General features: G+C 64.5%; 16 protein-coding genes. 4 read left to right on the top strand and 12 right to left on the bottom strand.

The annotated features are described in order from the left end of the window. Nucleotides 1-85 precede the first annotated feature (85 nt). The 7 genes from ACSYG9_RS03005 to ACSYG9_RS03035 form a co-directional block, all read right to left on the bottom strand. Nucleotides 86-649 (bottom strand): dihydrofolate reductase family protein, encoded by a 564-nt coding sequence (locus tag ACSYG9_RS03005; RefSeq protein ID WP_440125740.1) that lies wholly within the window; start codon nt 647-649, stop codon nt 86-88. After that, on the bottom strand, nt 646-1623 hold the full coding sequence (locus ACSYG9_RS03010) for a helix-turn-helix domain-containing protein (RefSeq protein ID WP_440125741.1): 978 nt from the start codon (nt 1621-1623) through the stop codon (nt 646-648). Before ACSYG9_RS03010 ends, ACSYG9_RS03005 begins: the two co-directional genes overlap by 4 nt. 60 nt (nt 1624-1683) lie before the next feature. Then, entirely contained in the window at nt 1684-2541 is an 858-nt protein-coding gene (locus ACSYG9_RS03015) for an SDR family oxidoreductase (RefSeq protein WP_440125742.1), read from the bottom strand. An 80-nt stretch (nt 2542-2621) separates the two neighbouring features. Next, nucleotides 2622-2849 carry a hypothetical protein gene (locus tag ACSYG9_RS03020; RefSeq protein ID WP_440125743.1) on the bottom strand — a complete coding sequence of 76 codons (228 nt, stop codon included), beginning with the start codon at nt 2847-2849 and terminating at the stop codon, nt 2622-2624. Between the two features lie 60 nt (nt 2850-2909). Next, nucleotides 2910-3995, bottom strand: a complete 1086-nt coding sequence (locus ACSYG9_RS03025; protein ID WP_440125744.1) for an NAD-dependent epimerase/dehydratase family protein — start codon at nt 3993-3995, stop codon at nt 2910-2912. Beyond that, a complete protein-coding gene (locus ACSYG9_RS03030; protein ID WP_454841118.1) occupies nt 3980-4207 on the bottom strand; it encodes a hypothetical protein in 228 nt (75 codons plus the stop codon). Before ACSYG9_RS03030 ends, ACSYG9_RS03025 begins: the two co-directional genes overlap by 16 nt. An 18-nt stretch (nt 4208-4225) precedes the next feature. Beyond that, on the bottom strand, nt 4226-4765 hold the full coding sequence (locus tag ACSYG9_RS03035; protein ID WP_440125746.1) for a ferritin-like domain-containing protein: 540 nt from the start codon (nt 4763-4765) through the stop codon (nt 4226-4228). Between the two features lie 250 nt (nt 4766-5015). On the opposite strand from ACSYG9_RS03035, the gene ACSYG9_RS03040 reads away from it, so the two are divergent. Further along, nucleotides 5016-5693, top strand: a complete 678-nt coding sequence (locus ACSYG9_RS03040; RefSeq protein WP_454841119.1) for a DsbA family oxidoreductase — start codon at nt 5016-5018, stop codon at nt 5691-5693. Nucleotides 5694-5737: 44 nt separating this feature from the next. Here ACSYG9_RS03040 and ACSYG9_RS03045 read toward each other — a convergent pair whose 3' ends face one another. Beyond that, nucleotides 5738-6184, bottom strand: a complete 447-nt coding sequence (locus ACSYG9_RS03045) for a DUF5709 domain-containing protein (protein ID WP_440125748.1) — start codon at nt 6182-6184, stop codon at nt 5738-5740. Nucleotides 6185-6338: 154 nt separating this feature from the next. Here ACSYG9_RS03045 and ACSYG9_RS03050 point away from each other — a divergent pair, with 154 nt between their 5' ends. Further along, on the top strand, nt 6339-6494 hold the full coding sequence (locus ACSYG9_RS03050) for a DUF6131 family protein (protein WP_169690105.1): 156 nt from the start codon (nt 6339-6341) through the stop codon (nt 6492-6494). 143 nt (nt 6495-6637) lie between these two features. On the opposite strand, the gene ACSYG9_RS03055 is transcribed toward ACSYG9_RS03050, so the two are convergent. The 4 genes from ACSYG9_RS03055 to ACSYG9_RS03070 all read right to left on the bottom strand — a co-directional run bounded on the left by ACSYG9_RS03055 (nt 6638) and on the right by ACSYG9_RS03070 (nt 9718). After that, nucleotides 6638-6847, bottom strand: coding sequence for a CDGSH iron-sulfur domain-containing protein (locus tag ACSYG9_RS03055; protein ID WP_454841120.1), 210 nt, complete (start codon nt 6845-6847; stop codon nt 6638-6640). Beyond that, entirely contained in the window at nt 6840-7550 is a 711-nt protein-coding gene (locus ACSYG9_RS03060) for a HemK2/MTQ2 family protein methyltransferase (RefSeq protein WP_454841121.1), read from the bottom strand. The genes ACSYG9_RS03055 and ACSYG9_RS03060 overlap by 8 nt, the downstream gene beginning before the upstream one ends. A 96-nt stretch (nt 7551-7646) precedes the next feature. Further along, nucleotides 7647-9266 (bottom strand): phytoene desaturase family protein, encoded by a 1620-nt coding sequence (locus ACSYG9_RS03065; RefSeq protein WP_454841122.1) that lies wholly within the window; start codon nt 9264-9266, stop codon nt 7647-7649. Next, nucleotides 9263-9718, bottom strand: coding sequence for an SRPBCC family protein (locus tag ACSYG9_RS03070; RefSeq protein WP_454841123.1), 456 nt, complete (start codon nt 9716-9718; stop codon nt 9263-9265). The genes ACSYG9_RS03065 and ACSYG9_RS03070 overlap by 4 nt, the downstream gene beginning before the upstream one ends. 137 nt (nt 9719-9855) lie before the next feature. On the opposite strand from ACSYG9_RS03070, the gene ACSYG9_RS03075 reads away from it, so the two are divergent. Both ACSYG9_RS03075 and surE read left to right on the top strand, forming a co-directional pair. Then, nucleotides 9856-10836, top strand: coding sequence for a PfkB family carbohydrate kinase (locus ACSYG9_RS03075; protein WP_440125753.1), 981 nt, complete (start codon nt 9856-9858; stop codon nt 10834-10836). Continuing rightward, entirely contained in the window at nt 10833-11609 is a 777-nt protein-coding gene (gene surE / locus ACSYG9_RS03080) for a 5'/3'-nucleotidase SurE (RefSeq protein WP_440125754.1), read from the top strand. Before ACSYG9_RS03075 ends, surE begins: the two co-directional genes overlap by 4 nt. Nucleotides 11610-11904 lie beyond the last annotated feature (295 nt).

Here is an 11904-nt window from a genome sequence, read left to right on the forward strand (position 1 = left end):
CCTTCCCCGAGGACTGCGTTTCGGTTGTCCCCGACGGTACCCTCGAGTGCCGTCCGTCACAAGGTCGGATGGTCGTCGCCGGAGGTCAGCGGTCCGGCGTGACAGGCGGTTTCACGCGATAGGTCGCGATCGCGAACTCCCCGTTGCGGGTGAGATCGGTCAGTTCCAGTTCGAGATGCCTCGGCAACAGCGGCTTACCGGCACCGATCGTGACCGGAGCAAGGGACACGATCATCTCGTCGAGCAGGCCGTGATCGGCGAACTGACCTGCCAGGTCTCCACCTCCGATCATCCACAACTCACGATCACCGGCGGCCTCGGCCATCTCGGCGTAGACCGTGCGAACATCGTCCTGCGTGAACCGGATGTCGCCCGGCCCGTCCGGCCCCTGCGCCACCGGCATGCCATCTCGGTGCGTGAAGACCCAGCAAGGAAACGTGTACTCCCACTTGTCGAGCCCTTCATGGTCCAACACCCATTGATACGTCGAGGCGCCCATTGCAGCCGCACCGATCCTGGACATGAATGCCGAACCCCCTCCGGGTCCGTCGTGGTCGATGTGACGCGACAGCAACCAGTCGAGGCTGTGATCCTCCGTCGCGATGAATCCGTCGAGTGTGCTTGCGGTGAAGAAGGTCATCCGAGTCATGTCGCGCTTCCTTCCGGCTCGTCGCCGAGCGTGAGTGGGGAAAGTCCGCGCTGCCATTCGAGCGGGTCCCCGTTGTCGATGTTGCGGCCTGCATTTCGCAGCATGTGACGCACGAGCTGCCGCCGATGCGCCGCGAATGTGAGCACGTGGGAGATGACACCACCGAGCATGAAACTCTCCGGCGGGTCACACAATGCGTCGATCAGACGATCGCTCCAAGCATTGCGACGATCGATGTCGCGTACGGCTTCCGCCCACTGCGGCGCGATCACTTCGAACTGCTTGCACAATGAGGCCGCGTCCCCGTCCGAACGCATGGGTTCGTCGGCACCGATCATCGATGCGAGCCACATCTGCTTCGCCCACACCAGATTGCCGAGTACCTGTGCGATCGACTCTTCTGGGCCGTCCCATTCGAGCACCACGAGGTCCGGGAATCTCACTCGTTCGTACTCGACCACGTCGAGATCGGTCGCGACGTTCAGCAGCGCCCGTGTGTCGTCGAGATCATGATGAACCATCTGCGCAGTCACCTGACCTGTTCCTGCGCGGTGTCCGTATCCGCCGGCGTCATCCTCCACCCACAGATGCATGGGGGGATGAAAGTGGACTCCGTTGGGAGCGGGTAGCCAGTGCGAGTAGCCGGAGGGCGCGAGTGTGCGGCCCCCGGTCGCGCTCGGTGGATATCCGTACGCTCGGGAGAACGCGCGGCTGAACCCCTCCACCGAATTGTATCCGGCAGAGAAAGCCGCATCGGTGACACCGCAGCCGTCACGCAACTGCCACGCAGCACGCTCGAGCATCACCCTTCGTCGCAGCGCAACCGGGGATTCCCCTGTGCCCATCGAGAATTGGCGACTGAAATGCCATGGCGAGGCGAAGGCGCCACGCGCCATGTCACCGAGGTTCGCGTGGTCCTCGTCGAGGACGGCATCGAGCAGTTCGCGTAGTCTGTCGCGTCCGGGTCCGGTCATGAATCCAGTGTCACCCAGAGGGTGTGGCCCGCGCTTGACCGTTCTTGCTCGCCTCGCAGATCAACCGGGCAACGTCTCGCCGCCGATGGGCGCCAGCACCTCGCCGCTGTAGTAAGACGACATCGTGTCGGACGCGAAGAAGACATAGGACGGTGCGATCTCGTCGGGCTGTGCGGCGCGTCCGTACGGCGCTTGCTGTCCGAACTCCGACACCTTGCCGGCATCCATGGTTGCGGGAATCAACGGTGTCCAGACAGGTCCGGGTGCGACGCAGTTGACGCGAATTCCCCTGTCCTGGAACGTCTGCGCGAGCGAATACGTCAAGGCGATGATTGCGCCTTTGGTTGCGGAATAGTCAATGAGACTCTTGTTGCCGCGCAGGCCATTTATCGAGGCGGTGTTGATCACCGCAGACCCGCGAGGCAGGTAGGCCAACGCTGCCTTCGTCACGTGGAAGAAGCTGTCGACGTTGACTGCGAACGTGCGGCGCCACTGCTCGTCGCTCAGCTCGGCCAGATCGTCCACCGGTTGCTGGGTGCCCACGTTGTTGACGACGATGTCGAGCCCACCCAGCCGGTCGGCTGCCTCGGCGACCACGGATCGGCAGTGCTGCGCATCTGCAAGGTCCCCGGGCAACAGATGACACGAACGACCCGCCCTACGCACCAGAGCGGCGGTGTGTTCGGCGTCAGGATGCTCTTCCAAATAGGCAATAGCCGTGTCCGCACCTTCCTTCGCGAACGCCACCGCCACCGCTCGCCCGATACCGGAGTCACCGCCCGTGATCAGCGCTTTTCGCCCGACGAGGAGGTCTCGTCCTCGATAGTCCCGCATCTCGTCGCGCGGGCGTTCTGCCATCTGCCCGGTCTCTCCCGGGTAGTCGATGGTGTGAGGTTCCCGTTCCCTACCGTCGTCCATGGCGGTCGAGTACCCCCACCGGGGTGAGATACACACCATCGCGCTGCGCGATCTGGCCGAATCTCACCGGGCCGAGCCACTCAGTCCGAGGTGCGACGCCGGAAATTGAAGGCGATCATCACTCCGCCCACCAGGAACACGACGATCCCAGCAATGATTCCGAGAGTCGCCCAACCCTCGAAGCCATCGCCGGCCGCGGCAAGCACGAGGGCGATGAGTGCAATCCCGACGAGGACACAGCCATATCCGACCCATCCGGCCGCGCGACTACCTGTGGTGGGTCGGTTGTGCTGGGGTGCGTTGGTCATGCCTCGGGTATACCCACCTCACCTCCACGGTGAAACACTCACTGCGAGCCAGGTACGCGCCTACGGCGGGATCCGCCTATCGATCGGTCCGCGCTCGACGAGTGTCGCCGCCGTCTCGCGCACGGTACGCGTACGCAGCACCGGGCTCGGTGTCCCCGCACCGGACCGCATCCCGCTCACCGTTTCGTTCCACACCTGTGGACCGTCGTAGGCGGGCTTCCAGGCCAGCATGCTCATGGCCCGACTGCAGTCGAGCATGGGGGTCGCATACGCGAGCTCGATCCACCCGCCCTGGACAGGCTGAATGCGCAGGCCCCAGGTCGCATCGGCGATTGCTGCCAGGGCACGCCACGGAACCGGAAGCGCTGCGCACTCGAAGGGCGCCACGAAGTCGGCCGCCAGCACCGCGCGCTCGGAACCCAGGTTGAAAGTTCCAGGAACACGTTGTTCGAGAGCGGATACTATCGCCGCTGCCACGTCATCTGCGTGCACAGCGGGAATTCTGAGACTACGATCGATCGGCAACAGCGGCAGATGCCGGAGTACCACACCGGGCAGGAAGTCGGGAGATACGTAGCGTCGCAAGGCCGTTCCGGCAGCTCGCTGGCCGATGAAGCCGGGCCGGAATCGAGTTAGTGCAGGGGCGTCGGCATCGGCGGACAAATCATCGAGGATCTTCTCGGCCTGCACTTTGTCGGCGCTGTAATCGCAGGAGCTCACCCCGGTCACAGGCCAGGATTCGTCGACGAACCGCTCGTTCGCGCCTGCTGCATACACCGCGCCGGATGACATGTGCACCACGTGCGGCACTCCGGCCTCGGCCGCCGCAGTGAACACCGCTCTGGTCCCCCCGAGCGCAGTGCGGCGAAGGTAATCACGGCGGTGCGACGGTTGAAATCCCCACGCCAAGTGAACGATCGCATCGGCGTCGCGCACGATCGACCGAAGCTGGGCGTGACAATTGGGATCCGCGAGGTCCAGACTGTGCCAGCGGGCCGACGCATAGACGTCGCGCGCCGGAGGAATCCGGCGCGCGACGGCAATGATCTCAGGCCGCACGGCACGAGACGCGAAACGCCGGAGCACCGCAGTGCCCACATTTCCGCTTGCTCCCGTGACGACGATCCGATTCAGCGGCTTTGCCATGCCTCTTCGATCTGCGGGTAGGCAGCCGCAATACGGTCGAGCGTCGCATCATCGGCTGTATCGATCTCCGCGCGGTGTCGCTGGGCGGTCACCAATGCACCTTCCGGACGACCTGTTCCCGCAGTCTCTTCGTCGATCGGCGCGTCTGCTTCGAGTTCGTGAATCACTTCGTCGAGCCGGAGCGCAACGAACTCTCGTTTGCTTTCACTCATGATTGGTCGCCTCGCTGATCAGCGGGCCGACTTCGCGGCCTTCTTCTCGGTATGCGCATCGGAATTCGCCAGCGCTCCGGAGGCGTTCTCGAGGTGGGCACGCACGAACCACTGGAACTTCTCGAGCTGGCCGGTCTGCCCGATGAGAATGTCCTCCGTGATGGGGTCCAGCTTGCCGACCTTCTCGATCGCCTTGCGATTGTCGGTGATCACGCCGTCGTACACCAGATCGAGGGCGGCAAGGTGTGCCTGCGCCGTGTCGCGAACCACCGAATAGTCGTCCCACGTGCGGTACTTTTCGATAGCACCGGGTGTTCCGAGCGGCGATTCTCCGAGCGCAGCGATCCGCTCTGCCACCTCGTCGGCATACCCGCGGACAAGCTCCACCTGGGGATCGATCATCTCGTGCACACCGATGAAGTTCGGACCCACCACGTTCCAGTGGATGTGCTTCAACGTCAAGTGCAGATCGTTGTAGGCACTGAGGCGTTCCTGGAGTGCGCGCGCCACAGCGGCGCCGTCCTTGTCGCTGAGACCGGGCACCGTGTATTTCGACATGTTTCGTCTCCTTGGGGGGTGCTGTTTGTAGGTGACCACCGCATACCCCGGATGTCGCTCATCCGAAACCTCCGAAAGACAGAACCGCCCACACCCGCGCCGTTCTACGCCACGCTCTGAAATCGGTGCGTTCCGCCCGATATGTGCCCGGCGCCGATCCCCTGTGTTCGGCGGGGACCTCCGCGTGTTTCTTCTCCGCGAGCCGGGGCACCCACTCGGAGAAAGACAACTTCACCGACTAGGAGGAACCATGATTTCGGTCGAACCCGGCACCGTTGTGGTGTACACGGATGTGGTGTGCGGCTGGTCCACCCTTGCGCTCGCCCGCTTCATACGGGAACGGGATGCCGCTGGGTTGTCGGACAGCCTCCGGCTCGACCACCGGCTGTTCTCTCTCGAGGACATCAACAGGTTTCCTGTACCGAAACGCTATCTGGACGCCGAGTTTCCTGTGCTGGGAGCATGCGAGCCGGATTTCGGCTGGAAGCCGTGGCAGAGAGACTCTGCAACCTGGCCGTGTACGTCGCTACCGGCGAACGAGGCTGTGCACGCCGCGAAACTCCAGTCGTTTCGGGCCGCAGAGGAGCTCGATATGGAAATCCGGCTGGCCTTCTTCCGCGACAGCCGGACGATCTCGTTGCATCACGAGCTTGTCGACATCGCGACGCGCTGTCCGCACGTCGATGTCGATGTCCTTGCCGAAACGCTCGACGCGGGCGCGGCTCGGGCCGCGATGATGCGCGATTACCGCAGGAACACAGCAGAGGTACAGGGTAGCCCCCATTTCTTCCTCGCCGATGGAAGCGACGTCCACAACCCCGGGATTTCGCTGCACTGGGTCGGCGAGCCTGGCGCCGGTTTTCCCGTCGTCGACCGCGACGACCCACAAGCCATCCGCACACTCGTGGAACGAGCCTCGCAGGCCTGAAGGCCGTCGACCGGTCGAGGTGGACCCGTATGCTCCGGTCCGGTTCAGCTGTCCGGATCGATGTCTTCCTCGTCCAGTCGGTGTACAGCCGCTTCCTCAGCGGAAGCAGCACCGCCGTCGATTCCGACGTCGTCGCCGACCAGGTCCTTGTCGACATCCTCGCCGGTTCCCTCGTCGGGCGCTACGAGCCGGCCGGACCGTTCGCCGCCCACTTCGTCGCTCCTGGACGGGTAATCCAGTCGGGCGTCGTCCGGCGCGGCGGTGGCGCCCTGCATCGCGGTCAGAGCCGAGTCCGGTTCTTCTTCCGCGAGACGCGATTCGAGGCTCTCGTGAGGTTCCATCGCGAGCGGACGGTCCGGCGGCGAATATCCTTCGTCCAGAACGTCGTCCTGGCCGCGGTCGATGAGGGTGTCTTCGGGCTGCAATTGGTCTTCGTCGTCGACGCTGTACTCGCCGGGAACGCTGGCGCCGGGGTTTTCCGATGTAGGCATATCTCAGACGATGCCACTCCGACTCGAGCCTCGCCATCGTTTGAGGCTGTGGGAATCTCCCCGCGGAAATCGGGTTTTGCAGTACGCGTGTACGGGTATTCGGAACTCAACCTCCGATGCCAACGGGCGACGGATAACACAGCGAGGTGACGCGATGATCATTCTGGGATTGGTTCTGCTGGTGGTCGGATGGCTGACAGGAATCTCGATTCTCACCACGATCGGGGTAATTCTTCTGGTGGTCGGGGTCATCCTCGCCATCCTGGGTGCAACGGGTCGAGCCATCGGAGGCCGCGCCCATTGGTATTGACCCCCATCGGCATGACCTCCAGGTTGGCATCGACCTCCGAGGAGCGGCCTGGAAGGGTTCATTTCTGGGTTGACAGCGGGCCGAGGCGTTTCGACGCTTCGGCCCGCTGTTGTCTCATCGAGCCGTACAGGCGTCGAGTTCGCTCACTTCGGAGTCGGACGAGATCTGCGGTGGCTGGTGTCGCACAACGGATATGTGTCACTGCGTCGGCATCGGCATACCGCGACCATGAACCGATCGGATATGGTCTCGTTGCCGTCTTCCGTCACAATGCGCACGGGCCCTTCGACAAGCGCGGGCCCGCCTTTCACCAGACGCACCACCCGCAGATTCCGCGTGACGTCTTCACTCATCCGGGAGACGCTCACTCTCACCGCCGAGGCGCATTCTGTCTGCACGGATCACCACCACTTCCTCGTTGGTGACGTTCTGGCCTGCCAGACGCGCTTCCTGGAGATATCGCATCCTGCTCTGCAGCACGGGACCGAATGGAATACTCTGCCGGGCAACAACTGCCGCTTTCAGGTCCTTCCCACGCAGCCGGTCCAGGGTAGCGTCGACGCCGCTGAATCCAGAATGCACGATCAGCGCGAATCCGTCGGCCGACAACAAATTCGGTAGTTCGTCGCACAACGGATCGATGACACAGCGGCCGTCCGGGCCTGCGTCCCATCGTGGGTCGGCCTGCCCGCCCGCGTGCGGGACATAAGGCGGGTTGGACACGACGATATCGAACGGCCCGGACCGGGTGGCGACTTCCAGGTCTCCACGGAACACTCGCACTGGCAGCCCGCGTGTGCGGGCGTTGAATCGTGCTGTCAGCACCGCACGGGACGCGATATCGACGGCTGTCACCGAAGCAGCGCCGAGTCTGGCCGCGGTGACGGCAAGAAATCCGCTACCTGTGCAGAAATCGAGCACGTGTGCATTGCGAGCACCACCTGCCTCGCCGAGAGCCTGCGCGAGCAGAAACGAATCTTCCTGCGGTCGGTATACGCCCGGCACTCGCCACACTCGGGCAGGCTGCCTATGGATGGGCACTGGTGGAGCTGTCACGACATCATCACCTCGGATCCTAGGGGCGCACGGGGAATACCCCGTGGTGATGCGATCAAACCCCGCCGGTGCGCCGATCAGAGTCCGGAGGCGACATCACGTCAGCAGTCGCCGGGTCAGTCCGTGCAGCCCACGACGCAGCCCTCCGGTGGGCTTCATGTCCTCCAGCGCTGCCCGGGCAGCGTTCCATCCGCACATCCCGTGCACTCCGCCGCCGGGGTGGGCACCGGCGCTCGCGAGGAACAGACCGTCGACGGGGGTGCGTGGACCCCCGAAACCGGGAAGGGGGCGTAGGAAGAGCTGCTGGTGGATCTGTGCTGTTCCCCCATTGACAGCTCCTCCGACAAGGTTCGCGTCGGCAGCCTCCAGATCGTGCGGTCGTTGCACGGTGCGCCCGACAATCGACTGCTCGAATCCCGGCGCGTATGCCTCGAGTTGGGTATCGACGCGTTCGGCGAGAAGATCCGCCGAGTGGCTGTCGGTGATTCCCCGGGGCAGATGGGTATAGGCCCAGCAGCTCTCCGTTCCTGCCGGAGAGCGCGACGGGTCTGTGGCGGTCATCTGCCCGACCAGCATGAACGGCGATTCGGGCACCACACCGGTCTCGAGGTCTGCCACCCACCGCACCATTGCACGCGAATCGGCACCGACGTGCACTGTTCCGGTTCCGGCCAGAGATCGCGACCGCCAGGGCACAGGCCGATCGAGTGCATAGTTGACCTTGACGACAGGGGTGTCCCATTGGAAACCCCGAAGATCTGAACGGATCCGATCGCTCACCGCATCCGAGGGAAGCAACTGCCCGTACAGTGCGGGCGCCGAGACATCGGCGAGCACTGCCCGACGAATACGGATACGCTCACCGGACGCGGTTTGCACTGCCACCGCCCGTCCACGCTCGACCTCGATGCGGGTGACCTTCTGCCCGCACAGCACACGCGCACCTGCACTCTCTCCGCGGCGCACGAGCGCGTCGGTCAACGCCCCTGCGCCTCCCGCAGGCGCCGGAAACCCGACGTCCTGAGCGAGCATGGTCAGGACATACCCCATGACTCCGCTACCGGGTGCGTCCGGTGGGGCGTCCGCGTGCATGGCATTACCGAGCATCAGCAAGCGCGCCGACGATCCACCGAAGAGTTCCTCGGACATTCGTAGAACCGGCAGCGCGAGCATCCTCGCGAAACGCACTGTCTCCCCGGTCCCCAACGCGCGGACCAGCGATGCTGCTCCAGCCACGGGAGGAAACGGCCGAAGCAGCGCATGCAGGAACGGTGTGCGGACCCGCTCCCACTGTTCGACCAGTGCCAGCCATGACTTCCCGTCGCCGGCGCACCGCCGTTCGAGGTCGGCCGCTGTGTCGGCGGGGTCCGGTCGTACCACCACCGCGTCGTCGTCCTCCGGTCCGTCCGGGTGACCGAATGCCGCCGCAGAACGGCACCAGCGCAGGCCGTGCGATTCGAGGTCCAGCGCGCGGAAGGCAGGCGATGCGGCAGCAAGCGGATGGAACGCGCTGAACAGATCGGCGATGAAGCCCGGATGCAGTTCGGCGCTGCGAACTGCACCACCCGGCGTCGGTTGCTCTTCGAGTACGACCACATCCCAGCCCGCGTCGGCGAGCGCAGCCGCCGCGGTCAATCCGTTGGGCCCGGCGCCGATGACGACCGCGTCCACCGTTCCCACTCCTGTCTCTTGTCGGTGATCGATGTCGGCACTCATGCTGTCCTCCCCTCCGGTGTCGCGCGTTCGGCGATCAACGCCAAGCGGTGCAGACACTCGCGATTGCGCGGACGAACCAGCTCTGCTTGGAGCACACCCGGGATGATGCGTGCAGGGCCGCCGACGACGCGTTCGGACATGGTGATCCGGGATCCGCTGCCCGAGGGGTCGACGGTCAATCCGATTTCGGCACGGCCGAAGAACCACGCCCGCGCAGAGAGAAGGAGTTCGTGCTCTGCAGTACGCGCGATCACCTCCGTGAAATCGTGAAGCATCGCGGGCCACAGGCCCACCGAGTGGTGGATCCGACTCCCCACCTCGGGCCAGGTGGCATCCACCTGGCGAATTCGCGAGGCACCCACGACCCATCCTGCATACCTCCACCCGTCGGCAAGCACATCCCAGACCTCATCGGGCGAAGCAGCAGTTTCCTGCCAGGCGATTCGCGACATTGCATCCTCCATGGTCGATCGTTCGTGAGCCGACGTCTGCGTATCTGCGAACTGCGGTTGGGCGTACCCATTCGGGGTTCGATGCACACGACCGGAGATCGGGTGTGACGCAGCACCGGCGCGGGTACCAGAAGAACATGAAATCTGCCCCCGGCAACACGACCACGTCCGATGCTGATGACGCCTCTCCGTGTGCGTTCGTGTTCGCTCCTTCACCACTGTTGACGGTTACGATCGAGACAGCGCCCGACGACGGTCACGAATTGCATGTCCACGCGGGCGGACAGGGGTTCTGGATCGGCCGGATGGCAGCGATCCTCGGCATGGACGTACACCTGTGCGGACCGTTCGGCGGCGAAGCGGGACGTATTCTCGTCGACCTCATCAACCGCGAAGGCCTCACGGTCCACCCTGTGACGACCTCGCGGGAGAACGGCTCGTACGTCCACGATCGCCGGGGCGGCGAACGCAAAGTGGTGGTGGAAGTACCGCCCCCTCCCCTGACGCGGCACGAGACGGACGACCTGTTCAGTGCGTCGCTCGCTGCCGCCATGGCCGCCGACGTAGCGATCATCGGTGGCCCCCACTGTGACGAGGCGGTTCCGGTCGAGGTCTACCGGAGACTGTGTGCGGATCTGTCCGCGTTGAACATTCCGGTGGTGGCCGACCTTTCGGGTCCGACTCTGACCGCCGCCCTGGAAGGTGGAGTCACAGTACTCAAGGTGAGCCACGAAGACCTCATCGAGGACGGTCTGGCACCGTCGGACCACGTCGATGACCTTGTCGCCACGATGCGCAGGCTGCACGACGAAGGGGCGGAGACCGTTGTGGTCTCCCGGGCAGGCGACCCCGCCATCGCGCTGTGCGACGGCGAGTTGTGGGAGGTCGAGACGCCACCCGTTCAGATCGTCGACCACCACGGTGCGGGAGATTCCATGACGGCGGGCTTCGCGGCGGCCTTCGCGACCGGAAAGCCTGACGTCGAAGCACTTCGGCTGGGGGCCGCAGCAGGCGCCGTCAACGTGACCCGCAGGGGGCTCGCCACCGGACATGCCGGTGCGGTCGCGCGGATGGCAGAGAATGTGCAGGTGCGGCGGATGAAAGAGGGGCAACGATGAAGGCACTCATCGTCAACGACGACGGCATCGACAGTCCGGGCCTCACAGTATTGGCACGGGTCGCAGTGGAGGCCGGACTGGACGTGAGCGTGGCCGCACCGCACCTCGAGCGCAGCGGCGCGAGCGCATCGTTGTCCGCACTCGAAGAGGACGGCACGTTGTCGATGTCGCGGCGGGCCCTTCCCGGTTTTCCCGACATCGAAGCCTTCGCTGTCGAGTGTTCCCCCGCGCTGATCTCATTTCTCGCTGCGGAGGGCGTATTCGGCCCGCCACCGGACATCCTGCTTTCAGGCATCAATCTCGGCCCCAATACCGGTCACGCGATCCTGCACTCGGGCACTGTGGGCGCCGCGTTGACCGCCGCGAGTCACGGAGCGCGTGCCGTCGCATTGTCGTTGGACGGGACGACGCCTTCCCGATGGGAGACAGCAGAATCAGTGGCTGCCCGTGCCGTGCGCTGGGCAACCGATCATGCTCCTGCGGGACAGGTACTCAATGTGAACATTCCGGACATCCCTCTAGAGGAACTGCAGGGCTTACGGACTGCTCCCCTGGCCGAATTCGGCGCCGTGCAAGCGGAAATCGGCGAGGTACGGGAGGACGGTCGCCAGGCCCGCAGCGTCGCGGTGACCTTCCGAAGCGTCGTCATCGACGAAACTCGAGAGAGCGATGCCGCACTGCTGCATCGCGGCTGGGCCACCGCGACAATGCTGACGATGCCGTTCGAAGTGTCCGGGACCGATCTCAGCGCGTTGACGTTCTCGGCGGCGTGACCGGCCGCCTCCGCGCCCGGCCGGTCCTCGACAACCCCGACGTGGGTGGTGGATTCCATGGGGAAAAAGAGGGTACGCACCGACCCATGGAACTCATTGTGATCGTCGCGCTCGTTGCAGTAGTGGCTTTCGTTGTGGCCCGCCGCCGAATCAACAGACGCCCATAACACGCGTCAGCCCTTCACTTCACGCGGATCGCTTCCGTAACTGTTGCGTTCCCCGATGGTTCCGTCGAGGTTGCGGATGATGTGCTCGGTGCGACGTCTGTGCGCCTCCTCGATGCGCGAGGATTACG

It is taken from the genome of Rhodococcus sp. SJ-2 (genome assembly GCF_053750035.1).